The sequence below is a fragment of the Streptococcus cristatus genome (assembly GCF_019685515.1).
Taxonomy (GTDB): Bacteria; Bacillota; Bacilli; order Lactobacillales; family Streptococcaceae; genus Streptococcus.
The window spans coordinates 1,644,626-1,667,914 of sequence record NZ_JABFFN010000001.1; the positions used below are offsets into that span (position 1 = coordinate 1,644,626).

Consider the following 23,289-nt stretch of genomic DNA (forward strand, 5'->3'; position numbering starts at 1 on the left):
CAGGATTCACATTATTTTTCATTTAAACAACAACTCCCCTGCCTCTAGAAGACAAAGGAGCTATTTTTATTGTATCTATTGTTTCTAATCTGTCACTGTTACTTGCCCTGTTCGGTAATCAAGCTGGATTCCCTTTTGAACATTGGGGATTAGGACATTGAATTCCAATTCGCCATCTGAAGATTTGGCTTCGATTTGTGAAGCGGATGGAACTAGATCCTCATTTGTCGCATAGTGGAGTGTCACGCGGTAACGGACCCTCTTATTTTGGTCCAAGGCTTTTCTGACCAAACTCTCATAGTAGTTCTGACCTGTCGAATCTTCAGCCTGCGCTTGGTTAGCCCAAGCTGTCTGGACTGCAATATTCTTAGGATTGCTGGTAGAGGCATCAAAACCATCCAAACCACCTATCAAGGCATAGCCCAGCAGGTGTCCTCTATCGACTGCATGTGTGTAGGCTCCCTTTAGATTCTTAACCTGATGCCATCCTGGTGGCGTCCAAGAGGTGGATCCATTTCCTGTTTCTTCACGATTCTTATACTGCCGAGTCGCTTTGGATAAGATGGCATTGGCAACAGTTGGGACTGTTTCTTTTCCAACTGTCTTTGTTTTATTATCCGCATAGGGTTTGCTTGAAACCTTGGCATCTAGATTGGTTTTATTGCCATTGACAACAAAAGCCCCTGCTTCATTCCACTCGAGATCCCCCTTGATTTGGTTCTTTATCGACTCAGTTAAGACACTTTCAGCCAGCTCCTGACTGGGAGCTTCTGAAGCCTGTTTTTTCTGACTAACCTTAGTTCGAGGGCTATTTGATGCCGACTGCATCTGCTTGATATAATAGCTTCCAGCAGCCAAGAGTAAGAATAGAAGTAACCCTATCAAAGTCTGTCTTGTTTTTTTGTCCATTTTTCTCCTTATTTCTTTAGAAAAAGACTGGTCTCCCAGTCTAATTTCCTGTAAATTTGCTAATCAATTCCTGCCACTTTGCCGGAGACAATATTGCCCATGGATCCTGTCCCTTTCCTAGGATGCCATAGCCAATCATCAAGCCGATTCCTAAAGCAAGGAAACCTAGCAAGAGTACGATAAAAATCAACAGTAGGCGACGGAGTACATAGCGTAAGTTTTTATTCTTCATCATTTGCCTCAATTCGCTGAATCTTCGCTCCTAACTGAGCTAACTTCTCATGGAAGCGGTAATAACCTCTATCAAGGTGGACTAGTTTACCGACAACTGTTTCTCCTTGCGCCACCAAACCTGTCAAAATCAAAGCAGCACTAGCGCGAAGGTCCGTTGATAAAACTTCTGCCCCCTGTAAAGCCTGCCCCCCTACAATACGAGCTGTGTCACGGATAATCTCTGAATGCAAGCCCATACGGCGCATTTCCTCCAAGTGTTGGAAGCGATTCTCAAACACCGTTTCCACCATGGTTGATTCCCCTTTTGCAACTGTCATCAGAGCTGTAAATTGTGCCTGCATATCTGTTGGGAATCCTGGATGTGGTAAGGTTTTTACATGAACAGCCTTGAGATTTTCAAGTTGAGAACGAACACGAATACCTTCTGATTCCTCTGTCACTTCAACACCCATCTCAAGTAGTTTTGAAATCAAGGGGCGATTATGCTCCCATACTGCATCACGAACGAGAACATCCCCACCTGTCATAGCTGCAGCCACCATAAAGGTTCCGGCTTCGATACGGTCCTGTACCACATTGTGGGTCGTACCATGGAGTTCCTCAACACCAATCACGGTGATTGTTTCTGTGCCAGCTCCCTTGACCTTGGCTCCCATTTCATTAAGGAAGATAGCGAGATCAACAATTTCTGGCTCACGCGCAGCATTTTCAATGACCGTTACACCATCAGCTAGAGTTGCTGCCATCATGAGGTTTTGTGTTGCGCCGACACTAGGGAAGTCCATGTAGATATGAGCGCCATGCAAGTGGTCTGCCTTGGCTTCGATGTAACCAGCTGCCTGAGTGATTTTTGCCCCCATAGCTTCCAAACCTTTGAGGTGGAGGTCGATCGGACGACTCCCGATGGTGCACCCCCCTGGCATAGAAACTTTGGCATGGCCTACACGAGCAAGGATTGGTCCCAAGACAACGATGGATGCTCGCATCTTGCTGACATATTTATAAGGAGCTTCCTCCGTGATATCACCAGTCGCATCGACCTCGACAATATGAGCTTCCTCATCAAAGTCCACCTTGGCATTCAGACCACGAACTACTTGATTCATGGTGAAAACATCTGACAAGATTGGGACGTTCTGCAAGACTGTCTTACCCTTGCTTGCTAGAATAGTCGCTGCCAACAAGGGCAAGACTGCATTCTTTGCTCCCTCAATCGTCACACTTCCGACCAGACGATTATCTCCGCCTTGAACCACAATTTTTTCCATAGTTGTTTCCTTTACTTTTGATTTTATAATAGTCCTCTAAGTGCTTCTTGCCACAGTTGGTACAAACTGATAAAGAATGAACTCAAGATGTAGCCCATTACAATACTACAGAAGCCGACCAACAGACGAACTTTTTTTGTGTTAGTAGCGGTCACTTTTAAAACCTTTTCCCATCTCACAAGATCCTTCAAAAGGTAAAAACTCAAATAAATAAAGAGTATATGACTACTTAGAGTGAATAATAATTGAACCATTTGACTATTATACCATCTTATCCGCTTGCGCGCTAGTTTTCGATTTTTCTACAAATTAGGGATTGTTTTTAAGGTAATCAATCGCATCCTGCAGGGTCTTAACAGGAACGATTTTCATCTCTGTTTTGATCGTTTTAGCAGCTTCTAAAGCTGTTTCATAGTTGCTTTTCGCATTGGGATCTGCTTTTTTTGCTTCCTCAGTGACTGGATTGTCAGGAGCAAAAAAGACGCTCGCTCCCTGACGAGAGGCTGCAACTACCTTTTTGTCAATTCCACCGATATCGCCAACATTTCCATCGCGATCAATGGTTCCCGTTCCCGCAACGATGCGACCATTACGAAGTCCTGGATCTGCTATCTGGGTGTAGATAGCTAAGCTAAACATGAGACCGGCACTTGGCCCGCCAATACCAGCTGTTGAAAAGCGAATTGGAACGTCACTGGTCACTTCCGTACGGTCAATCAAACCAATCCCAATCCCGTTTTTCCCATTTTCGAGAGTGATAATTTTACCTTCTGCAGACTTGACTTTTCCGTCTTCTTCATAAGTTACCTTGACCGTATCCCCTAATTGTTGAGAATTGACATAGTCGACCAAATCTTTGGAACTGTCAAACGTTTTGTCATTAACAGCCGTCACGGTATCTGCAATGTTCAGAATGCCCTTAAAAGTTGAATTGTCCGTCACGGTCAAGACATAGACTCCCAGATACTTGAGTTCGATATCCTTTCCAGCCGTCTTCAGTCCTTGATACTTGGCCATGTTTTGGGATGTTTGCATGTAGAACTGATTGATCCGCATAAACTCCGCATCAGTAGAGCCACCCGTAGTCTCCTTGGCACTTCTAATATCCGTGAAAGGTGTTAACCAAGCATAGACAAGATGCGACAGAGTTGCATGCCGAATACCAACTGTCACAAACTGGTAAGCTCCTGCTTCTGTATCTTCTGTTTCATTGACTTTTAAAACTTGGCGAATATCTTCCGCTCCACCTGGAACTTCTATGTAGTAAGGTAAAGGTACTACAAAGGCTAAAAAAGTCAATACTAGTGCTAGGATGACATATAAGGGCCATCTAGTTTTCTTCTTCATGTTCTAATTCCTCCACAACACTGTTTGGGACATATTGCTGAATCTCCTGACCAAACTTCAGAAGTTCTCTCACAGCTGAAGAGCTAATATAAAGATGCTCTGAGCGACTATGTAGGTAAATGGTTTCGATTTCTGGAGCCAGTTGATGATTGTAATAATCAAAACTAGACTCATATTGCAAGTCTGTGGCATTCCGCAAGCCACGAACAAGGGTCTTAGCACCCAATCTTCTTGCAACATCGACGACTAGTTGGTCATGAGAAGCCAGCACCTCTACATTATCTAAATGCGCCACTGCTTTTTCGACTGCTCGTTTGCGGCTTTCAACAAGGAGAAAACCTTGTTTGTGGGGATTGTAGAACACCCCGACATAGAGCTTATCAAAGAGTTTGCTGGCACGTTCAATGATATCCAGATGTCCATTTGTCATCGGATCAAATGATCCTGTAAATAATCCAATTCTATCTGACATAGACTGTCACCTTACTAATCCCATATATTTTTTCCTTCCAGATGCCTAAGCAGGCGATTTCTTCTGGAAGTTCTACAGACTTATCGGTTTCGCAGACGACCATGACTTCTTCGGAGAAGAGATTTCTTTCTGCCATTTTTTCGATATCTGCAACGATTTGTTCCTTGGCATAGGGAGGGTCTAAAAAAATGAGATCGAAGGGTCCAAATACCTGCTCCAGAGCTCGTTCCGCATCCATCTTGAGGAATTGAAATTTTCCAACTTCCTTGGTCATCTGGATATTTGCAGCGATGATAGCTTGGGCTCTTCTATCCCGTTCCACTAGGACAGCATGGGACATCCCACGCGAGACTGCCTCAATAGATAAGCCGCCACTGCCAGCATAGAGATCCAAGACACGACCACCATCAAAATAGGGACCTATCATGTTAAAGATAGCTCCACGCACCTTATCCGATGTCGGCCTCGTCGTCTTTCCTTCTAGCGTCTTTAGAGGACGCCCTCCGTAGATTCCTGATACGATTTTCATACCGTTTATTATACCAAATTATAGGCAAAAAGAGAAAGAAAACCGAACCTTGCGGTTCGATTCTCTACAAGATATTTTCGTAAGTATCGCGGACTTCTTGAGGCCAAACACTAGTCTGAACTTCTCCAATGTGTTTCTTACGAAGAAGGAACATGGCCATCCGAGACTGTCCGATACCTCCACCGATTGTCAGTGGGAAAAGGCCGTTAAGCAAGGCTTTATGCCATTCCAACTCCAGACGATCTTCATCCCCTGTAAGGGCAACTTGGCGACGAAGTGTATCTTCATCTACCCGAATCCCCATTGAAGAAAGTTCAAAGGCGCAACCAAGAGATTCATTCCAAACCAGAATATCTCCATTTAGCCCCTTGTAGCCATTCTCAGACTCTGTTGTCCAGTCATCGTAGTCAGGTGCGCGGCCGTCATGAGGTTTGCCATCAGGCAACTCGCCACCAATACCAATCAAGAAGACAGCACCGAACTCTTTACAGATCGCATTTTCACGCTCTTTCGGTGTTAGGTCTGGATAGCGTTCCACCAACTCTTCTGTATGGATAAAGGTAATTTGTTTTGGCAAGATGGATTCAATATCGTAGCGTGCTTCTACGGCTAGCTCTGTCAGACGAATAGCCTTGTAAATCTTCTCGACGGTTTCTTTGAGATAAGCGATATTACGTTGACCATTTGGAATCACTTTTTCCCAGTCCCACTGGTCTACATATACAGAGTGAGTCGCATCAAGCGAATCTTCGTCTGGACGAAGGGCCTTCATATGAACAAATAGACCTTCACCTTCTCCAAAACCAAAACGAGCTAAGGTGTGGCGCTTCCATTTGGCTAGTGAGTGAACGACTTCATAAGTTTCATCTGGAATCTGCAAGACCTTTACGGATACTGGATGTTCGACACCGGACAGGTTATCCTGCATCCCATCACCAACCTTGCTCAAGATAGGGCCTTGAACTTCAACAACTTCTAACTTATCTTTCAAATACTGGGTAAAGGTGTTTTTGACAAAGGAAATCTCTTCTTGCTGATGGATAAAACTTTTCTTCATAAACGGCTCCTCAAAAATTAGTTAAAAGCATTATACACCTATTTCCAAGAAAAGAAAAGAGTAAATAAGAAAAAGTCAGAGCTCTTTGGAACACTGACTCTGTCATTCATTAATCGTTTCGACCAAAGATTCGTAAGATGCTAAGGAAGAGGTTGATAAAGTCTAGGTAGATGCTGAGTGCCATTGAGATGATCCAACCTGTCGCTACTTGTCCTCGTGACTGCTCATAAACATAGCGAATCTTTTGGTTGTCCCAAGCAATCAAACCTGAGAAAACCAAGACCATGGCAATACTAATCATGTAGTCAAAGAAACTATTGGCTAAAAATAGATTCACAACCATAGCAATGATGAGACCAACAAGCGCCGCCATCAAAGCTCGTCCCATTCCACTCAAATCTTTCTTAGTGAAAATTCCGATCACCGCCATGACAAAAAAGAGAAGGGCACTGGATATAAAGGCTGATAAGACGGTCCCAGGTGTATAGAAGGCTACGACAAAACTGAGCGTAAATCCATTTAAAACAGAATAAACTAAAAATACTGGGAAAGCTACTGGGCTGTTCTTCGCAGCCATGCTACTTGCAACAAAGACTAGAGCAAGTTCTGCAAAAGTTGCAATCATCAGCCAGAGACGGCCATGCATTAAAAAGTAGACCAATTGGGACTGAAAGACTGTCAACATCAAAGCTGACACGAGAGCCGATAGACCAATCCCAAGTCCTACAAAGGCATAAACCTTGGCGTAAAATTGATTGAGACCTGAACGTTCTTGAATAATTGTTTGATTCATTCTGATTCTCCTTTTTCTATAAATATGTCTTGATTATAACAAAGATTTTATAAATTAGCTAAAATAAAACATCAATATACCTGCTGCAACTGCCACGTTGAGACTTTCTGCTCGACCTTTCATACCAATATGGATCAGCTGATTGGCACTTTCAGCCATGATAGGACTAATCCCCTGTCCTTCATTTCCCATAACTAAAACAACGTTTTCTAAGGGAGAAAGCTCACGATAATCCTTAGAATCTCTCGATAAGGTCGTTGCCAGAATGGGCAAGTTGCTCTTCTTTGCCTCTTCTACAAAAGTGGCAACGGGCATACGATAGATAGGCAAATGAAAATGACTTCCTTGCATGGAACGCAGGGTCTTGAGACTGTAGATATCTGCTGACTTATCTGAAACAATAACCCCTGTAAAACCTGCCGCATCCGCAGTTCGAATCATGGTGCCAACATTACCAGGATCTTGGACATCCTCTAAAAATAGAAACTTACCCTGACGGAAATCAGGCAGTCCTACTTCCTCTTTTTGAATCACTGCAACAATCCCTTGAGGAGTTTGCGTATCTGCTAAATCTAGCAAAACGTCTTCAGAGACCCAGACAGTTTGAGGAAAAGTGGCTAGCTGATCTCGGTAACTTTCTAAGGCAAAAATCTTCTCAATCGTCACTCTTGCTTGAACAGCTTCTTCAAACAAGTGCCAGCCTTCAATCAAATAGGTAGACTTTCGATATTTTTTTTGATGCAATTTCTTGGCATTTTTTACCACAGAATTGGCTTTTGAGGTTATAATAGTCATAGAAGTATTATAACACAATCAAAGGGGTTTGGTATGCAAAAGGTTAGAATGATTGCCCAAGGCAGGGTGCAGGGTGTTGGTTTTCGCTGGGGCGTTTATACTTTAGCGCTTGAAATTGGTGGCATCACTGGTCGTGTCTGGAATAATGACGATGGCACAGTGGAAATTCTCGCTCAGGCAGACTCTTCTGCCACCATGGCAAAATTTATCCAAGAAATCCGAAAAGGTCCGACACCCTTTTCAAAAGTTACCTATCTAGATGTACAAATGAGCAACTTTTCATCCTATCCAGACTTCAAAGTCGCAAATTAGGTCTCTAGAACTATTGTATATTTTACAAAAAAACAGTAGAATAGAAAGGTATAATTTTTAAAGAAGGAATGAAAACATTGAAATCTATTAAACGTTTTGCCCTCTCTGCTATGGGAGTGGCTATGCTACTCGTCTTGACAGGCTGTGTCCAAGTAGACAAAGCAACAGGACAACCTACTGGTTTTATCTGGAACACTATCGGATCGCCTATGGCAGAGGCTATCAAATACTTCGCTACTGATAAAGGTCTAGGCTTTGGTGTGGCTATCATTATCGTAACCATTATCGTACGTTTGATTATTTTGCCACTTGGTATCTACCAATCATGGAAGGCAACGCTTCACTCTGAAAAGATGAATGCTCTCAAACATGTGCTCGAACCACATCAAACACGCCTTAAAGAGGCAACAACTCAGGAAGAAAAACTAGAAGCACAACAGGCTCTCTTTGCTGCACAAAAAGAAAACGGCATCAGCATGTTCGGTGGTGTAGGATGCTTCCCTCTCCTCATTCAGATGCCTTTCTTTTCTGCTATCTACTTTGCAGCCCAGTATACTGATGGAGTATCTAGCTCTACCTTCTTGGGTATCAATCTCGGTTCCCCAAGTATAATCCTTGTCGCCTTCGCTGGTATCCTCTACTATCTCCAATCACTCCTTTCACTTCACGGAGTAGAAGACGAGATGCAAAGAGATCAACTCAAGAAAATGATTTACATGAGCCCACTCACGATTGTCGTCTTCTCCCTCTTCGCACCAGCCAGTGTGACACTTTACTGGGTTGTCGGTGGTTTCATGATGATTCTCCAACAGTTCATCGTTAACTATGTTGTTCGTCCAAAACTTCGTCAAAAAGTACGTGAAGAATTTGCCAAAAATCCACCAAAAGCAAGTTCAGCATCAACTACAGGCGGGCGAAAAGATATCACTCCTAACCAAGCAACTGCAATTACGACTACTAAGAAACATAAAAAACGCAATGCTGGTAAACAACATTCTAGAAAATAAAGTAACGGCTTAGTTGAAAGACTAGGCCTTTTTTGCATCACAGAAGCCTGATGTTTCCATCAGGCTTCTTTTTTATCCATGTACACGTTTCATATAGTCTTGATAGCTTTCTGTGTCCATGAGTTTTTTGGCATTCTTGACACGGTCTGCTGTTGGAGGTTTGACCCCTTCAAGCGAATAAGGAATCCCAAGTTCACGCCACTTGAACTCACCCATCGTATGATAAGGTAGGATTTCAAATTTGTCAACGTTTTTGAGGGTTTTGACGAATTTACCGAGTTCGATCAAGTCGTCATCTCTGTCTGTTAATCCTGGAACCAGCACGTGACGAATCCAAACAGGCTTCCCAATATCTGATAGGTACCGGGCACAGGCCAAGATGTTTTTATTGGTCTGGCTGGTTACAATCTTGTGTTGCTCTTCGTTGATTTCTTTGATATCCAAGAGAACCAAATCTGTCACCGCCATGAGTTTATTAAACTTTTCGAGATAACGTGGCTTGTTACGGAATGGAAGGGCACAGGTGTCCAAGGTACAGTGGATTCCTTTTTCCTTGGCCTTGGTAAAGAGGGCAATCAAGAAATCAATCTGTAAGAGGGCCTCTCCACCACTGACAGTGATTCCTCCCTTGTCTCCCCAGAACCCACGGTAGCGAAGAGCTTCTGTCAAGACATCATCTACTGTCCGTTCGCGTGATTTATTGGTCTCCATAGCCCATGTATCCGGGTTATGGCAGTACTGGCAACGCATGTGACAACCCTGCAAAAAGACAATAAAACGAATTCCAGGACCATCTACCGCCCCAAAACTCTCTGTCGAATGCACCATTCCTGTCACTTGTCCATAGTCAATTGTTTCTTCAGACATATCGTCACCTTCCTTGAAACCGTTTTATAGTTTAATTATATCACGAGTAAGATGAAAAACAAGGTTTTTTTGTCTATTTTTTAGAAAGCAATCTGTTTTTCACTTTCATTTTCAATTTCTTTTAATGATCCGATTCAAAATCAAAACCATACAAGGTTGCGAAATAGTCCTCAGGGCGCTCTGCACGGCGGATTTGGCGAGCTTTCCCTTCTTGGGTATAGAGGATTTCTGCAGAACGCAGTTTGGCATTGTACTGGTAACCCATGGAGAATCCATGTGCACCTGTATCATGAATCACTAGCAAATCCCCTATTTCTGTATGAGGTAGTTCACGATTGATGGCAAATTTATCATTGTTCTCACAGAGTGAACCGACCACATCTACGACCTCAACTGGTCCGTCTGGATGAGTCAGATTGGTGATATGGTGGTAGGCACCATACATGGCTGGGCGCATGAGGTTGACTGCTGATGCATCCACGCCTAGATAGGTACGATAAGTTTTTTTCTTATGAGTGACTCTTGTGACCAAAGCTCCGTGAGGGGCTAACATAAAGCGACCCAATTCGGTGAAAATCTTAACCTGACCAAGACCTGCTGGCGTAAGGACTTCTTCATAAACCTTACGCACACCCTCACCAATCATCGCAATATCATTTGGCTCCTGGTCCGGGCGATAGTTGACTCCGATTCCTCCAGAAAGGTTAATAAAGTCCAGTGAAATACCCAATTTTTCTTTGATTTCCACAGCTAATTCAAAGAGCTGACGGGCCAACTCTGGATAGTAAAGATGGGTCACGGTATTAGATGCTAGGAAAGAATGAATTCCAAAAATCTTGACTCCTTTTTCCTTCAAAACAGCAAAGGATTCAAAGAGTTGATCCTTGGTCATACCAAACTTGGCCTCCCCAGGATTGTCCATGATGTCTGTTCCTAACTCAAAGACTCCGCCTGGATTGTAACGACAGGAGATGGTTTCTGGAATGCCTGCTGCACGCTCTAAATGTTCAATATCTTCAAAGGCATCCAAGTTAATGGTTGCGCCCAATTCACGCGCATAAGCGTACTCTTGGTCTGGCGTGTTGTTTGATGAGAACATGATCTCAGAACCGGGGAAATCCAGTTTATGGCTCATCAAAAGCTCCACGTAACTAGAACAGTCCACACCGCAACCTTCCTCTTGGAGGATTTTCAAGATGGCTGGGGTTGGAGTGGCCTTGACTGCAAAATATTCCTTAAAGCCCTTGTTCCAGGAAAAGGCCTGGTTGACTGCTCTTGCTTTTTCACGAATCCCCTTCTCATCATACAAGTGGAAGGGAGTCGGGAACTCTGCAACAATCGTTTCTAAATCTTCACGGCTGATAAATGGTGTTTTCATAAGCATCCTTCTATTCTGTTTGCAAAGAAAGGCTGGGACAATCGTTCCAACCTTTAGTTCTATCTCTTATTTGTCTTCGTCAAAGATATTTCCAATCTCAACATCGATGGATTGGTTCTTAACATCAATATTGGTTACTTTCAAGAGTGACTTGTAATCAAACTGCTTTTCACGTTCTTCTTGGGCATTGTCTGCAAAGACTGCGACACCAGCTAGTTCAGAGTCAAACTCACGCAAGAGACTAATCATCCCGTTGACCGTTCCGCCACCTTTCAAGAAGTCATCCACAATCAAGACACGACTGCCTGCCTTGAGACTGCGTTTTGAAAGGAACATTTTCTCAATACGGTCACCGCTGGAACCTGAAACATAGTTGACGCTGACCGTTGAACCTTCGGTAATTTTCAAGTCACGGCGCACAATGACAAATGGAACATTGAGGACATTGGCAACTGCATTTGCGAGTGGCACACCTTTTGTTGCTACTGTCATAACGGCATCGATTTTTTGGTCCATAAAGCTCTTGGCAATGATGCGCCCAATATTTTTCAAAATAGCAGGTGTGCTAAGCAAATCTGACAAGTAGATATAGCCACCTGGCAAGATACGGTCGCTTTCTGAAAGTTTGTCACGCAAGTCTGCGATCATTTCTTTGGCTTCATGACTCGAAATTGATGGTGTAAAGATAACGCCACCACCTGCTCCAGTCACAGTCTGAATATGGCCGATTTCAATTTCCTCAAAGGCACGCTTGATAATCACGATATCCTCTGAAATCGATGATTTAGCAGATTCGTACTTTTCTGCAAAGGTGTTGAGACTTGTTAGTTTGTATGGATTATTAATCAAATAGTTGGAAATGACAACCATCCGATCACTTCTTCTTAATTTCATTTTTATTTACCATTCCATTTAATTTTGATATTTTATCCATTATACCACATTCACATAAAAAAACGAACATTATTGCGTAAAAAAATGCTCGTTTTTCTTAAATTATTAATCTAAATCTGGTTTATAGAAGGAACGATTGTCCATAGCGAAGATTTTATTGGTCATCTCTCCTTTGTCCACCAAAGCTAGAGCTGTTGACATCATCATCATGTTGGCATCTAGATTGTCAATCATATGGATAATCTCTGCCTCCATAATGCGTGGACGGACTGGACTTCCATACTCCAGTAAGCCATGGTGACTAAGGATGACATGGCGCAGTAGCACCACTTCTTCTCTAGTATCATCGATACCTAGTTCCATGACTGTCTTGGTAATTTCACTATCGATGAGAGCGATATGCCCAAGGAGATTGCCTCGAACTGTGTACTCCGTCTGGTCTGGTCCCGTCAACTCAATAACCTTGGCCAAGTCATGCAACATAATTCCCGCATAGAGGAGGCTCTTGTTGAGCTGAGGATAGATCTCGCTAATGGCATCTGCCAAACGCACCATGGTTGCTGTATGATAGGCCAAACCCGTTTCAAAGGCATGGTGGTTGGTCTTGGCAGCTGGATAGGAGTAGAATTCCTTATCATACTTGGTGTAGAGATTTCGGACAATTCGTTGCCAAACAGGATTTTCTATTTTGAAAATCATTTGCGACATATAGTCACGGATTTCCTTAACATCGACTGGTGACTTGACCTTGAAGTCAGCTGGATCATTGGGTTCCCCAGGCTGAGGTAAACGAAGCGTGATTTGATTGACTTGAGGAGTATTATTGTACACTTCTCTGCGCCCTTGCATGTGGACCACTTTCCCTGCAGTAAAGGCCTCAACGTTATGAGGCTGAGCATCCCAGAGTTTTCCTTCAATCTCGCCACTATCGTCTTGGAAGGTAAAGGCTAGGTAGTTTTTCCCAGCTCGTGTCTGTCTCAGGTCAGCTGATTTGATCAGGTAAAAACCTTCAAACAGCTCATCTTTTTTCATGTGACTAATCTTCATATTCTTCCTCATTTTCTTGGAAATGGAGTAGATCAAGCGCAGGCTCACCTTCTGATAACTCAATGTGACGGAGCGTCCGCTCAATAGCTGTGGTGCGACGGTTTAATAATTCATCAATATTGCCAGAGGCATGTTGAAGATGTTTTTGTGCCTTAACCAAAATCCCCCCGAACTTGCCAAACTCAGTCTTGACGCTAGCAAGGGTCTTACTGATATGGTCGGCACTCTTTTGGATATTGAGAGTCTTGAAGCCAACTGATAGAGAGTTAAGCAGGGCTGATAGGGTACTTGGTCCTGCAACGATAATCTGCTCCTCCCGTCTCAAATCATCAAAGAAGACCGGATTTCGAACGATTTCTGAATAAAGACCTTCTGTCGGAACAAACAAGACTCCAAAATTGGTCGTCCGAGGTGGCGCCAGATACTTGCTCTTGATATCCTTGGCAAAGCGCTTGACGCTAGCTAGGAGTGACTTGCGACAACGTTCGATTTCGTCCTTGTCACCTGCTTCATAGGCTTCTTCTAGGCGGTAATAATCCGCCAGTGGAAACTTGGAGTCAATCGGCAAATAGACATATTCCTGGTCGCCTTGGCCAGGTAACTTGATGGCGTACTCTACTCGCTCGCTAGAGTTTTCAACCGTTGCGTATTCTCGTTCGTACTGGGCTGGTGTCATGATGTCTTCGATGATTTGCCCCAGTTGCAATTCACCTAGAATCCCTCGCGTCTTGGTTCCAGATAAGACCTTATTAAGCGTACCGACATCTCGCGCAACAGTCTGCATTTCACCTAGGCCACGATTGACAGATTCTAGTTGCTTGGAAACTGTCTCAAAAGAGGCCTGCAAGCGCGTCTGCAAGGTCTTTTCCAGTTTTTCCTCGACCGTTTGGCGCATTTGTTCTAAGCGTTGGTCATTTGATTCCTGCAAGGCTTGGAGGCGTTGGTCAGTCTTATCTCTGGTTTGGAGGAGGTTCTCATTCATCTCCTGCCGAACCTGAGTCAGACCTTGGTGCAACTCCATTCGCACTTCTTGCAAACGGTCGCTGACAGCCACTTCCAAGTCTTTTTGATCCAGCTGACTGGCTTGCCTAGCTTGTTCAAAGCGATAATCCAGTTGGTCTGAAAGATTGTCTGCTTGATCCTCCAAACTCCTGGCTAGGTACTTGTCTTGCTTATCCTGCCTTTGCCAAATCAGAAAGAGTCCAGCTAGGTTGACAATTAATAATAGTAATAATACAGTCTCCATCCTACCTCCTGTCCTTGCTATGTAGCACGACGACATAACCATCTGGGCAAGTTACCGAAACTTCCCTATCTATATATTCGTTAGAAGCGTACACTTTTTTAAAGAAAAAATTCTCCTCTGTCAATTCGTACTTGGCACCAAGAATGGTCAGCTGGCTATCCCGAACTGGCATAAAGGCTAGGTAGTCATAGTCTGAACGAGGTTCTAGTTTACTGGTCCCTTCTGGACAATAGCTAATCACATTTTGCCCATCCTCAATCGCTATCCGGCGCATATAGGGTGCCAACTTGGGATTGCTAGGCAGAAAGACATTGGCCAGCATATGATCAATACGACCACCAAGCGCACCAAAAATAGTCACCTGAGCCTGGGGATTTTGCTCAAAGATGGTTAAGAGAGCCAATTCCAAATCCGTGTCATCTTTTTCCGGCTGTGCCTGAACAAAATGTTGGGCACGTTTTTGAATCAACTGACGTTCGTCTGCAATCACTGAATCAAAATCCCCAACCGCTAGAGCCAGAGGCAGATCTTCTTCCAAGACCCAGAGTGAGCCTCGATCCACACCGACAAAGCAATCAAAATCCGTCCGATAATAACCGCGATCTCCGCCTGCAAAAACGGCAACCCTAGTCCAGTTGTTTTCTGAGAGTTTGCACTCGTTCATTGACATCTCCCTTAAAGACATAGGATCCTGCTACAAAAACGGTCGCACCAGCTTCTTTGGCTTGAGCAATAGTCTGGTCATCAATACCGCCATCGACTTCAATCTCAAAGCTCAAACCTTTTTCCTCACGAAGGGCAACCAACTCACGAACCTTGTCCATGGTTTCAGGTAGAAAGGCTTGCCCACCGAAGCCAGGGTTAACTGTCATGACCAAGACTTGGTCAACTAGATGAAGGATGTGCTTGATCGCCTCCACAGGTGTCCCAGGATTGATGACAACCGAAGGTTTGACACCAAGAGAGCGAATTTTTTGGAGGGCGCCATGGATATGAGGTGTTGCTTCCACATGGATGCTGATGATATCCGCTCCCGCACGCGCAAAGTCTTCTAAGTGGTGTTCTGGATTTGCTACCATCAAGTGACAGTCAAAGACCATCTTGCTATGAGGACGAAGAGCTTCAACCACCCCTGCACCAAAACTAATTTGTGGCACAAAGTGACCATCCATGATATCGATATGGGCATACTCTGCGCCAGTTGCTTCTAGGCGTTTGATTTCACGTTCAAAGTTGGCATAATCTGCTGCCAGAATTGACGGAGCAATCTTGTATTGAGACATAGGTTTCTCCTTATTTTGGGATTTTTTTGCTGACTTTTTTATAGGTTTCTCTGCGATTTTCAATCTCGCTGAGGAATTGCAGGTAGTTGTCAAAACGGAAGGTTGCAACAACTCCCTCTTCGACAGCTGGCTTAACCGCACAGGACGGTTCATGGGTATGGGTACAAGTACGGAACTTACAATCTCGACTGACACTGGCAATCTCTGGAAAAGCCTGATTGAGGTCTTCTGCTGTTGATACTTCATAGTCCAACGATGAAAATCCGGGTGTGTCAGCTATCTTTCCACCATTGAGGTTGTAAAAACTAACAGCCCGAGTGGTATGGCGACCACGACCTAGACTGTCTGAAATTTCTCCTGTTTCAAGATTGAGGTCCGGTGCGATTTTATTGAGAAGAGTTGATTTTCCAACGCCTGTCTGCCCCATAAAGACTGTAGTCTTGCCTGTTAACAAGGGCAGGAGTTCTTCCTTACTGGTCACAAAGTCATAGCCAATGGCACCGTAAGTCTGCTGGTAAAAATCCAGTTCTCCTCTATCTTCCAGCAAGTCCATTTTAGAAATATAGACGATAGGATGGATGCCCTTATGCTCTAAAAGAACTAGGAACCGATCCAATAAATTGCTATTAAAATCAGGTTCTTTAACGGACATAATAACAACGGCTTGGTCAATATTGACAATAGGTGGACGGACCAGACTGTTTTTCCGTTCGTAAATTTTGAGGATATAACCTTCTGAATTTTCCTCCGCAGAAAAATCTACCCAGTCTCCGACGTATGGCGTGTGGCCTTTTTTACGGAAATTCCCACGAGCGCGTGTCTGATAGACCTGGCCTTCACTCTCTACATAGTAGAAGCCCGCCAAGGCTTTGATTATTTGTCCCTGCATCTTAGAGTCCTTGTCCTTTAAGTGCATCTGAAAGGCTAGCAAATTCTGCTAAGCTGAGAGCTTCCCCACGCACAGATGGAGATAAGCCTGCCTGGTCCAAAGCCTTGGTCAGCTTATCCTTGACTTCATCAGTTTTCCCAAAGTAGCCTGTTAAGTTATTCCATAAGGTCTTGCGACGATGAGTGAAGCTAGCCTTGGAAACCTTAAAGAAAAAGTTCTCATCTTTTACTGCTACAGCAGGCTCTGGACGGCGCACCATTTTTAAAATGGCTGAGTCCACATTTGGGGCTGGCACAAAGACCGTACGAGGCACGATGAAGGCAACCTTGGCTGTCATGTAATATTGAACAGCAATCGACAAACTACCGTAAGCTTTGGTATTGGGCTGTGCTGAGATGCGATCCGCCACTTCTTTTTGCATCATGACGACAAACTCACTAAAAGGAATGCCACTCTCGATTAAATGCATGAGAATAGGCGTTGTGATATAGTAGGGCAAATTGGCAACTACCTTAATCGGCAATTCAGGATTTTTGAAATTCTTGATATGCTGCGCCAAGTCAACTTTGAGAATGTCCTCGTTGACTACTGTTACATTGTCAAAATCATGTAAAGTATCTGCTAAAATTGGCACCAAACGGTGGTCGATCTCAAATGCCATGACTTGAGCTGCACGCTCAGCCAAAAATTCTGTCAAGGCACCAATCCCTGGCCCGATTTCGATAACGTTAACCTGATCATCAATTTCAGCTGTATCCACGATTTTTTGAAGGATATTGGTATCCGTCAGGAAATTTTGCCCGAAGGACTTTTTAAAAGTAAAACCGTGACGCTCCAGCACTGCCTTGGTCACGCTATAATCTGCAATTCTCATTTATTCTCTTTTCTATTTATTAGCTAAAAATAATATATAAAACCCACATAATTACTAGTGCCAACAAAATCCAAAACACTAAAAGAACACGAGACTTGTTCCCTTTTGAATCAGCTCCAGTCGTATCTAGCACTTTCTTATCTTCTTGGGGGTTCATTTTCTTCAGTTCATCCTGATAGGCAACCGAATCTAGAATATTGTCTTCTGGTAATAATTCTGAAGCATAATAATCAGGAAAACCCATAGCAAGACCAATTAAGTTCTTTTCTGTCACAGAAAAATCTAAATCTTTGGGTTGATTTTCCCGAATAGCTCGTATATTTTTTAACAGTTTATCAGAAACAACAGACACTTGGTCCATAAAAACAACATCTAAAAGATCAAATCCGAGCACATCCCCGTCTTTGACATTTGCAAGAATATAACGGACAAAGTCATCATATAGTTGCACGGATTGCGGGGCATTCTCTTCTAAAAAAGATCGGTTTTTGAGGGCATTCCGCTGGAATTTTTCAATAGAAAGTAAGATATCTACATTCTGCTCTTGGTAAAACTTTTCTGCTTCCTCTTCATCTTCTTCGAGTTTTTCTGCTGTTTCCCAGAGAGCAATAGGAGCTTTTAAATCTTCTTCATCCCAAAACAATTGCCAAAAATAGGGTATTGTGTAAATTCCCTCTGTTAGAATACGGGCTTCATCTCCGTTTTTTAAGTAAATATAACTTCTATTTGCCATATCATTTCCTTTCACAATCTTTGAAAAAGGTTAGTGGTTCAAGTAGGATGTAGATAAAACTATAAAGTTTCCAATTTTTCATACCCAATCGAAAACCTAGACTTCATTTAAAAAGATGTTTCATAAAAGCACCAAGGGACGATAACAATACATGACCAGTTCAACCTCGGTCAGGACATCATCTGCAATTCTCATTCATTCTCTTTTCTAATATAGTATGCTTCCGGGGTATAATGATAGAGCAAAACAAATAAGGGAATCTCAGTGATTCCTTCCAACATCTCTTTTAAGACCGCATCTGGATGGATAATCTCTCGTGTTTTGGTGAAATAAACACCTTGTTCCCCATTTCGATTACGGAGTTCCCAGGCCACATTATTTCCTTGAACAGACGGCAAATAACATTTCCTTTCTAGAAAGTCAAAAAATTCTTTCACCGTCATATCTTCAGAAATCTCAAATTCCGTCTCATGAGGCAGTACATCATCCCCAATACATACAGACTCTCTATCAACTCGGATTTTCATTTCACTCTTTCCTTATAAGTTTCTATTTGAACGCTATCAAAATAAATAGCCCTAGAAATAAATCAACTATAATACATCGTCATATATACGAGGAACTATTTAACATCCCTTAACTTATCCTGGCTTCTTCCATTTTCATTAGGAACACATCAAACAACTCCATATACGGAATTTTCACTCACTATTGAAACAACTTGTAAAATCTGTTCTATTTTTTAAAATCTTTATCATTCATCGTTTGAAAAAGTCAATTGCTCAAGTAAGGAATAAAGTCTTGCTTGCTCCTCTTCTTCGTAAGCAGATCTATTTGCCTTTACTTCCCTACATTTCTCGTCATACAAAAAACCGTCATATCCGTCTTCTGTAGATAAGGCTGTGTAGACTTTCGCCATTTCTTCAGGACTAATCGAAAATCTTGACTTGATTTTATACAAATTTTTCATAAAAGTACTGAGGTGATTGTAGCGGCGCATATCTACTTTGACATTGGTCACACGAATTGCCTGAATTTTAATATCTTTCCAATGTTTCCGCATATAAAGCGACAGCATCAACAAGGCTAATTTATTCTGATAATAAGTCTTAGCAGGACTGTAATATTTTTGACCAGCTAAATTTTCAAAATCAAGTTTCATGAAGGGATAAAGCACTAGCCCCTGGGAAGAAATATTAATAATCCGTCCACTCTCTGACTTTTCCAACAAACCTTTCAACAGGAAAGAAAGCAGGAAGGGCGCAACAACATTGGTCGCAAATTGTTTTTCTAATCCATCCTTAGTCATGATGGGCTTTTTGACTGATAAATCAAAGTCAGCTGCATTGTTAATTAGAACGTCTAGAACGTCTTCTTTTTGAATATACTGTTCCGCTGCTTTCCTGACACTCTTCATATCAGATAAATCAGCCAAGATATAATCTACATGTGGATTTCCTGTCTGCTGACGAATTTCCTCACAAGCTTGCTCGGCAGCCTCTTGCCGCCTACAAAATAGGGTCACTGACCACCCTTTCTCAGCTAACTGCCTTGCAGCTTGATAGCCAATACCACTGTTACCACCGGTAATAATTACTTTTTCCATTTTTTACTCCTTTAAACTGAATATTTTGTCATAGCTTCTTCCACTTCTGCCAAGGTTACGCCAAACAACTCTAAACGCTTGAGAAGTTGCTTACCGTTGGAATAACCGATACGGAGCTGTTCACCCAGGTACTCTCTGCGCCTACGACTGTCTGCTCCCGCTAGGAAACCTAGGCGAATCAAGTCACCACGACCGATGTCAAACTCGTTCTCGTTTTCAAATTGCTCTGTCACCTGAGCCAGCGCTGTTTTTAGATCTTCATAGCTGGCGTGTTCGATTCCCAGAGACCGTCCCTTGGACTTGGATTTGGGAACAGCCTCATCTCGCTTGAGAAAGGCATGCTGCACCGTTGGAACGGCCGTCATAATCATACGCCGAATCCGCTCCCCATTAAAATCTGGATCTGTAAAGACAATGACTCCATGCAATTCATGCAGGCGCTGAATGCGTTCTATATCATGGTCATTTATTGCGGAACCTCGTGTCTCATAGGTTTCCACGTCAAAGTAACGTTTGAGATTGGCCGTGTCATCACGCCCTTCGACCACGATGACTTGGGAAATTTTTTCTTTCATCACTTGCTGTCCAATCCAAAGATACGCTCTGCATTTGCAGTCGTTACTGCGGCTAACTCCTCAGTCGTCATCCCACGCAAGTCGGCAATAAAGTCCACCACATAGCGAGTATAGGCTGTTTTGTTTTCACGGCCACGTTTAGGAACAGGAGCCAGGTAGGGCGCATCCGTCTCTACCAAAATCTTGTCTAAAGGAAGCTCTCTAGCAGCTTTTTGGACATCCGTAGCTTTTTTAAAGGTCACCACTCCTGAGAAGGAAATAGTCATACCAAGCTCGACAAACTTTTCTGCCCACTCAAGAGAGCCTGAAAACGAATGCATAATCCCACCACGAGGACCAACGCCCTCGCTCTTAATAATCTCATAGGTATCTTCCAGCGCATCCCGGGTATGGACCACAAAAGGCAAATCCAAGTCCTTAGACAACTGAATCTGACGACGAAAAACCTGCTCCTGCACTTCCTTAGGTGCTGTCATCCAATGGTAGTCCAGACCAATCTCACCTAAAGCAACAACCTTGTGATGTTTTAGTTTTTCAAGCAAGTAAGCTTCGACCTCATCTGTGTAAGTCCCTGCCTCCGTCGGATGCCAGCCAATAGTCGCGTAGAGTTGCTCATACTCATCTACCAACTCTAGGGCACGTTCAATAGTTGGCTTGTCAAAACCAACAATGTTCATCCGCGTCACACCCATCTCAGAAGCCAAGGAGATTTCTTCGGCCTCACGTCCTGCAAATTCCTCTACATTTAAATGTGTGTGTGTATCAAAAATCATCTCTTCTAACCTCGTTTTCTTCCCTCTATTATACCAAAAATAGCATCCCTCGGCTCGTAAAAATATTCTAATATTAATCGTTCTCCCTTGACTGCCTTTTTTCAAAGCAGTATAATAACACTTATTGAAATTTTTAACAAAGGAAAAGAAAATGTTTAGAAAATTAAAATATACCTTTATCGGTCGACCACTCAAGTCTCTCACAGACGGCGAAGGGGGCTTATTAGGAAAAATGCAGGCACTTGCAATGTTATCCAGTGATGCCCTGTCTTCTATTGCCTATGGACCTGAACAAGTCATTCTCGTTTTAGTCAGTCTCTCTCCTCTCGCTATTTGGTGGAGCCTCCCTATCGGTATTTTTGTCCTCTTACTGCTCGCTAGTTTGACCATTTCCTATCGTCAAATCATTCATGCCTATCCTCAAGGTGGAGGGGCTTATATGGTCACTCGGGAAAATCTCTCCCCTGAACTGGGCTTGATTGCAGGAGGTAGTCTCCTTGTTGACTATATGCTGACAGTAGCCGTATCCGTTGCTTCTGGAGCTGATGCTATTACAGCAGCCATACCTGCCCTCCATCCCTACAATCTTCATATCTCTATTTTCCTAGTCTGCCTGCTCATGCTCTTGAATTTAAGAGGATTGAAAGAATCTGCCAGCTCTCTGATGATTCCCGTCTACCTCTTTATCTTCAGTACCGTCTTTCTCTTACTTTATGGGTTCTTTCAACTATTTACAGGTTCCCTAAACTATCAGGCGACTTCAACCATTGGGCAAACCGTTCCGAGCCTTTCCATCGTTCTCCTATTGAGAGCCTTTACCAGTGGCTCTGCCTCTCTGACAGGGGTTGAAGCTATTTCAAATGCGGTACCATTTTTTAAAACTCCGAAAGAAAAGAATGCTGCTCAGACTTTGACCATCATGTCGCTGATTTTAGGATTTCTTTTTGCAGGCATTACCTTCCTAAACTACTGGATGGGTATCACGCCTCAACACGGAGAAACCATCCTCTCGCAAATGGCCAAGGGCATTCTTGGTGATTCATTCTTTGGTCATGCTAGCTACTATCTCTTCCAGTTCTCAACTGCCTTGATTCTAGCTGTAGCTGCAAATACTGGCTTTTCAGCCTTCCCTATGCTGTCCTATAATATGGCCAAAAACAAGTACATGCCTCATCTCTTTATGGAAAAAGGGGATCGCCTTGGCTACTCCAACGGTATCTTAACTCTGGCTTTTGGGGCTATGATCCTTCTTCTCATTTTTAACGGGAATACTGAACGCTTGATTCCTCTTTATACTATTGGGGTCTTCGTTCCCTTTGCCCTTTCTCAGACTGGGATGATTCGTCATTGGAAAAAGGAAAAAGGAGCAAACTTTTTAAAACCTGCCTTTGCAAATATCCTTGGGGCCATCATTTGTTATGCTATCGTCCTCATTTTACTCCTCTTCAGGCTGGGAGATATTTGGCCATTCTTCCCAATTATCCTAGTTTTAACCTTCCTCTTTTTGTCCATTCACAACCATTACCAAAAAGTGGCAAAACAGCTGCGACTCTACGAAGGAATTGAAAAGCGCACTTATGACGGCAACCTTGTCCTTGTCCTAGTAGGAAATGTTACTCGAGTAAGTGTCGGAGCCATTAACTACGCTCAAAGTATCGGTGACGAAGTGTTAGCCATGCACATTTCTACTAAAGAAACGGCCGAAAAAGACCAAGAAATCCTCCAGGAATTTGCCGATTACTTCCCAAGTATCACTCTGAAGAATATCAATACCAGCTACCGCGATATCATCACCCCTAGCGTCAAGTATGTCAAACGAATCGCCCAAGAAGCTAAGCAAAAAAACTACACCGTTACAGTTCTTGTACCGCAGTTTATCCCTAACAAGCCTTGGCAAAATATCCTGCACAATCAAATGAGCCTTAAACTAAAATACGCTCTCAGATGGCACGAAGACGTCGTTGTCGCTAGCTACTCTTATCACTTAAAAGAATAAACAAAAACTCAAAATCAGTAACTTATATCTGGTTTTGAGTTTTTTGTATGTGACCTTTTAAATGAGCATTCCATGAATTCCATCTGAAATGACCGATTTCGTGGGCAATGCACCCTTTAAGATAAAAAGAAAAGCCAGTAGACTCGAGTTCCTACTGACTTCTTTGCTGAATTTGTTTGGATTATGCAGCCAAAACTTTGCGTCCTTTACGACGACGAGCTGCCAATACGCGACGACCGTTTTTAGTTGACATACGGTTACGGAATCCGTGTTTGCGCGCACGACGAATTTTACTTGGTTGATAAGTACGTTTCACGATGAATACCTCCTCATAGATTTTGTATTCGTTTAGCCGGCTATAAAGTGATCAGTTACTAAACATACTTTACTATTCTATCTGATTCT

The 23,289-nt window shown here is 43.1% G+C and carries 28 protein-coding genes; 3 read left to right on the forward strand and 25 right to left on the reverse strand.

Features of this window, described 5'->3' with window-relative positions; genetic code table 11:
* Positions 1-84: 84 nt before the first annotated feature.
* From FOA33_RS07950 to FOA33_RS07995, 10 genes are all read right to left on the reverse strand, one after another.
* Entirely contained in the window at positions 85-909 is an 825-nt protein-coding gene (locus FOA33_RS07950; RefSeq protein ID WP_221161211.1) for a DNA/RNA non-specific endonuclease, read from the reverse strand.
* A gap of 40 nt (positions 910-949) precedes the next feature.
* Positions 950-1,144, reverse strand: coding sequence for a DNA-directed RNA polymerase subunit beta (locus tag FOA33_RS07955; RefSeq protein WP_221161212.1), 195 nt, complete (start codon positions 1,142-1,144; stop codon positions 950-952).
* Positions 1,131-2,411, reverse strand: coding sequence for a UDP-N-acetylglucosamine 1-carboxyvinyltransferase (murA, locus tag FOA33_RS07960; protein ID WP_221161213.1), 1,281 nt, complete (start codon positions 2,409-2,411; stop codon positions 1,131-1,133). The genes FOA33_RS07955 and murA overlap by 14 nt, the downstream gene beginning before the upstream one ends.
* Positions 2,412-2,434: 23 nt before the next feature.
* On the reverse strand, positions 2,435-2,665 hold the full coding sequence (locus FOA33_RS07965) for a DUF1146 family protein (protein WP_083312772.1): 231 nt from the start codon (positions 2,663-2,665) through the stop codon (positions 2,435-2,437).
* Positions 2,666-2,720: 55 nt separating this feature from the next.
* Entirely contained in the window at positions 2,721-3,758 is a 1,038-nt protein-coding gene (locus FOA33_RS07970; RefSeq protein WP_221161214.1) for a SepM family pheromone-processing serine protease, read from the reverse strand.
* Complete coding sequence (gene coaD, locus FOA33_RS07975) at positions 3,742-4,230, reverse strand: pantetheine-phosphate adenylyltransferase (RefSeq protein WP_007522387.1); 489 nt, start codon at positions 4,228-4,230, stop codon at positions 3,742-3,744. The genes FOA33_RS07970 and coaD overlap by 17 nt, the downstream gene beginning before the upstream one ends.
* A complete protein-coding gene (gene rsmD / locus FOA33_RS07980) occupies positions 4,220-4,759 on the reverse strand; it encodes a 16S rRNA (guanine(966)-N(2))-methyltransferase RsmD (RefSeq protein ID WP_007522389.1) in 540 nt (179 codons plus the stop codon). Before rsmD ends, coaD begins: the two co-directional genes overlap by 11 nt.
* Positions 4,760-4,823: 64 nt before the next feature.
* A complete protein-coding gene (gene asnA / locus FOA33_RS07985; RefSeq protein WP_000747987.1) occupies positions 4,824-5,816 on the reverse strand; it encodes an aspartate--ammonia ligase in 993 nt (330 codons plus the stop codon).
* A 109-nt stretch (positions 5,817-5,925) separates the two neighbouring features.
* Positions 5,926-6,609, reverse strand: a complete 684-nt coding sequence (locus FOA33_RS07990; protein ID WP_221161215.1) for a Bax inhibitor-1/YccA family protein — start codon at positions 6,607-6,609, stop codon at positions 5,926-5,928.
* A 54-nt stretch (positions 6,610-6,663) separates the two neighbouring features.
* Positions 6,664-7,404: a TrmH family RNA methyltransferase gene (locus tag FOA33_RS07995; RefSeq protein ID WP_221161216.1), complete on the reverse strand. Its 741-nt coding sequence runs from the start codon at positions 7,402-7,404 to the stop codon at positions 6,664-6,666.
* 33 nt (positions 7,405-7,437) lie between these two features.
* On the opposite strand from FOA33_RS07995, the gene FOA33_RS08000 reads away from it, so the two are divergent.
* Both FOA33_RS08000 and yidC read left to right on the forward strand, forming a co-directional pair.
* Positions 7,438-7,716 (forward strand): acylphosphatase, encoded by a 279-nt coding sequence (locus tag FOA33_RS08000; RefSeq protein WP_001174619.1) that lies wholly within the window; start codon positions 7,438-7,440, stop codon positions 7,714-7,716.
* A gap of 77 nt (positions 7,717-7,793) precedes the next feature.
* Entirely contained in the window at positions 7,794-8,723 is a 930-nt protein-coding gene (gene yidC, locus FOA33_RS08005) for a membrane protein insertase YidC (RefSeq protein WP_221161296.1), read from the forward strand.
* A gap of 72 nt (positions 8,724-8,795) precedes the next feature.
* Here yidC and pflA read toward each other — a convergent pair whose 3' ends face one another.
* The 14 genes from pflA to FOA33_RS08075 form a co-directional block, all read right to left on the reverse strand.
* Positions 8,796-9,590 carry a pyruvate formate-lyase-activating protein gene (gene pflA, locus FOA33_RS08010; protein WP_221161217.1) on the reverse strand — a complete coding sequence of 265 codons (795 nt, stop codon included), beginning with the start codon at positions 9,588-9,590 and terminating at the stop codon, positions 8,796-8,798.
* 121 nt (positions 9,591-9,711) lie between these two features.
* Positions 9,712-10,968, reverse strand: a complete 1,257-nt coding sequence (locus FOA33_RS08015) for a diaminopimelate decarboxylase (protein ID WP_221161218.1) — start codon at positions 10,966-10,968, stop codon at positions 9,712-9,714.
* Between the two features lie 66 nt (positions 10,969-11,034).
* A complete protein-coding gene (gene purR / locus FOA33_RS08020; RefSeq protein WP_002874197.1) occupies positions 11,035-11,862 on the reverse strand; it encodes a pur operon repressor in 828 nt (275 codons plus the stop codon).
* 105 nt (positions 11,863-11,967) lie between these two features.
* A complete protein-coding gene (locus FOA33_RS08025) occupies positions 11,968-12,909 on the reverse strand; it encodes a 3'-5' exoribonuclease YhaM family protein (protein ID WP_195595003.1) in 942 nt (313 codons plus the stop codon).
* The gene (locus tag FOA33_RS08030) at positions 12,899-14,155 is read right to left on the reverse strand and encodes a DNA recombination protein RmuC (protein ID WP_221161219.1); all 1,257 of its coding nucleotides are present in this window, start codon (positions 14,153-14,155) and stop codon (positions 12,899-12,901) included. The genes FOA33_RS08025 and FOA33_RS08030 overlap by 11 nt, the downstream gene beginning before the upstream one ends.
* Position 14,156: 1 nt before the next feature.
* Positions 14,157-14,819: a thiamine diphosphokinase gene (locus FOA33_RS08035; protein ID WP_221161220.1), complete on the reverse strand. Its 663-nt coding sequence runs from the start codon at positions 14,817-14,819 to the stop codon at positions 14,157-14,159.
* The gene (rpe, locus tag FOA33_RS08040) at positions 14,782-15,438 is read right to left on the reverse strand and encodes a ribulose-phosphate 3-epimerase (RefSeq protein WP_221161221.1); all 657 of its coding nucleotides are present in this window, start codon (positions 15,436-15,438) and stop codon (positions 14,782-14,784) included. Before rpe ends, FOA33_RS08035 begins: the two co-directional genes overlap by 38 nt.
* 10 nt (positions 15,439-15,448) lie before the next feature.
* Positions 15,449-16,327 (reverse strand): ribosome small subunit-dependent GTPase A, encoded by an 879-nt coding sequence (gene rsgA, locus FOA33_RS08045; RefSeq protein ID WP_221161222.1) that lies wholly within the window; start codon positions 16,325-16,327, stop codon positions 15,449-15,451.
* Position 16,328: 1 nt separating this feature from the next.
* Entirely contained in the window at positions 16,329-17,201 is an 873-nt protein-coding gene (gene rsmA / locus FOA33_RS08050) for a 16S rRNA (adenine(1518)-N(6)/adenine(1519)-N(6))-dimethyltransferase RsmA (RefSeq protein ID WP_221161223.1), read from the reverse strand.
* Positions 17,202-17,220: 19 nt separating this feature from the next.
* Positions 17,221-17,934, reverse strand: coding sequence for a hypothetical protein (locus FOA33_RS08055; protein ID WP_000013638.1), 714 nt, complete (start codon positions 17,932-17,934; stop codon positions 17,221-17,223).
* A gap of 191 nt (positions 17,935-18,125) precedes the next feature.
* Positions 18,126-18,461, reverse strand: coding sequence for a hypothetical protein (locus tag FOA33_RS08060; protein WP_221161224.1), 336 nt, complete (start codon positions 18,459-18,461; stop codon positions 18,126-18,128).
* Between the two features lie 227 nt (positions 18,462-18,688).
* Entirely contained in the window at positions 18,689-19,540 is an 852-nt protein-coding gene (locus FOA33_RS08065) for an SDR family NAD(P)-dependent oxidoreductase (protein WP_221161225.1), read from the reverse strand.
* A gap of 11 nt (positions 19,541-19,551) precedes the next feature.
* Complete coding sequence (rnmV, locus tag FOA33_RS08070) at positions 19,552-20,115, reverse strand: ribonuclease M5 (RefSeq protein ID WP_221161226.1); 564 nt, start codon at positions 20,113-20,115, stop codon at positions 19,552-19,554.
* Positions 20,115-20,888 carry a TatD family hydrolase gene (locus tag FOA33_RS08075; protein ID WP_221161227.1) on the reverse strand — a complete coding sequence of 258 codons (774 nt, stop codon included), beginning with the start codon at positions 20,886-20,888 and terminating at the stop codon, positions 20,115-20,117. The genes rnmV and FOA33_RS08075 overlap by 1 nt, the downstream gene beginning before the upstream one ends.
* A gap of 151 nt (positions 20,889-21,039) precedes the next feature.
* Between FOA33_RS08075 and FOA33_RS08080 the strand changes: the two genes are divergently transcribed.
* On the forward strand, positions 21,040-22,884 hold the full coding sequence (locus tag FOA33_RS08080) for an APC family permease (protein ID WP_221161228.1): 1,845 nt from the start codon (positions 21,040-21,042) through the stop codon (positions 22,882-22,884).
* Positions 22,885-23,065: 181 nt separating this feature from the next.
* Here the strand turns inward: FOA33_RS08080 and rpmH are convergent, their stop codons facing one another.
* On the reverse strand, positions 23,066-23,200 hold the full coding sequence (gene rpmH, locus FOA33_RS08085) for a 50S ribosomal protein L34 (RefSeq protein WP_000831902.1): 135 nt from the start codon (positions 23,198-23,200) through the stop codon (positions 23,066-23,068).
* Between the last annotated feature and the right edge of the window lie 89 nt (positions 23,201-23,289).

What these genes read in the sequence shown, in the direction of transcription:
- murA (WP_221161213.1), bottom strand. Translation starts at nt 2,411, where the DNA reads ATGGAAAAAATTGTGGTTCAAGGCGGAGATAATCGTCTGGTCGGAAGT.
- FOA33_RS08035 (WP_221161220.1), bottom strand. Translation starts at nt 14,819, where the DNA reads ATGAACGAGTGCAAACTCTCAGAAAACAACTGGACTAGGGTTGCCGTT.
- FOA33_RS08060 (WP_221161224.1), bottom strand. Translation starts at nt 18,461, where the DNA reads ATGAAAATCCGAGTTGATAGAGAGTCTGTATGTATTGGGGATGATGTA.
- FOA33_RS07990 (WP_221161215.1), bottom strand. Translation starts at nt 6,609, where the DNA reads ATGAATCAAACAATTATTCAAGAACGTTCAGGTCTCAATCAATTTTAC.
- rpe (WP_221161221.1), bottom strand. Translation starts at nt 15,438, where the DNA reads ATGTCTCAATACAAGATTGCTCCGTCAATTCTGGCAGCAGATTATGCC.
- rsmA (WP_221161223.1), bottom strand. Translation starts at nt 17,201, where the DNA reads ATGAGAATTGCAGATTATAGCGTGACCAAGGCAGTGCTGGAGCGTCAC.
- purR (WP_002874197.1), bottom strand. Translation starts at nt 11,862, where the DNA reads ATGAAATTAAGAAGAAGTGATCGGATGGTTGTCATTTCCAACTATTTG.
- coaD (WP_007522387.1), bottom strand. Translation starts at nt 4,230, where the DNA reads ATGTCAGATAGAATTGGATTATTTACAGGATCATTTGATCCGATGACA.
- FOA33_RS08065 (WP_221161225.1), bottom strand. Translation starts at nt 19,540, where the DNA reads ATGGAAAAAGTAATTATTACCGGTGGTAACAGTGGTATTGGCTATCAA.
- FOA33_RS08075 (WP_221161227.1), bottom strand. Translation starts at nt 20,888, where the DNA reads ATGATTTTTGATACACACACACATTTAAATGTAGAGGAATTTGCAGGA.
- asnA (WP_000747987.1), bottom strand. Translation starts at nt 5,816, where the DNA reads ATGAAGAAAAGTTTTATCCATCAGCAAGAAGAGATTTCCTTTGTCAAA.
- FOA33_RS07955 (WP_221161212.1), bottom strand. Translation starts at nt 1,144, where the DNA reads ATGATGAAGAATAAAAACTTACGCTATGTACTCCGTCGCCTACTGTTG.
- FOA33_RS07995 (WP_221161216.1), bottom strand. Translation starts at nt 7,404, where the DNA reads ATGACTATTATAACCTCAAAAGCCAATTCTGTGGTAAAAAATGCCAAG.
- FOA33_RS08030 (WP_221161219.1), bottom strand. Translation starts at nt 14,155, where the DNA reads ATGGAGACTGTATTATTACTATTATTAATTGTCAACCTAGCTGGACTC.
- rsgA (WP_221161222.1), bottom strand. Translation starts at nt 16,327, where the DNA reads ATGCAGGGACAAATAATCAAAGCCTTGGCGGGCTTCTACTATGTAGAG.
- FOA33_RS07950 (WP_221161211.1), bottom strand. Translation starts at nt 909, where the DNA reads ATGGACAAAAAAACAAGACAGACTTTGATAGGGTTACTTCTATTCTTA.
- FOA33_RS08055 (WP_000013638.1), bottom strand. Translation starts at nt 17,934, where the DNA reads ATGGCAAATAGAAGTTATATTTACTTAAAAAACGGAGATGAAGCCCGT.
- FOA33_RS08000 (WP_001174619.1), top strand. Translation starts at nt 7,438, where the DNA reads ATGCAAAAGGTTAGAATGATTGCCCAAGGCAGGGTGCAGGGTGTTGGT.
- FOA33_RS08025 (WP_195595003.1), bottom strand. Translation starts at nt 12,909, where the DNA reads ATGAAGATTAGTCACATGAAAAAAGATGAGCTGTTTGAAGGTTTTTAC.
- rsmD (WP_007522389.1), bottom strand. Translation starts at nt 4,759, where the DNA reads ATGAAAATCGTATCAGGAATCTACGGAGGGCGTCCTCTAAAGACGCTA.
- pflA (WP_221161217.1), bottom strand. Translation starts at nt 9,590, where the DNA reads ATGTCTGAAGAAACAATTGACTATGGACAAGTGACAGGAATGGTGCAT.
- rnmV (WP_221161226.1), bottom strand. Translation starts at nt 20,115, where the DNA reads ATGAAAGAAAAAATTTCCCAAGTCATCGTGGTCGAAGGGCGTGATGAC.
- FOA33_RS08015 (WP_221161218.1), bottom strand. Translation starts at nt 10,968, where the DNA reads ATGAAAACACCATTTATCAGCCGTGAAGATTTAGAAACGATTGTTGCA.
- FOA33_RS08080 (WP_221161228.1), top strand. Translation starts at nt 21,040, where the DNA reads ATGTTTAGAAAATTAAAATATACCTTTATCGGTCGACCACTCAAGTCT.
- FOA33_RS07965 (WP_083312772.1), bottom strand. Translation starts at nt 2,665, where the DNA reads ATGGTTCAATTATTATTCACTCTAAGTAGTCATATACTCTTTATTTAT.
- FOA33_RS07970 (WP_221161214.1), bottom strand. Translation starts at nt 3,758, where the DNA reads ATGAAGAAGAAAACTAGATGGCCCTTATATGTCATCCTAGCACTAGTA.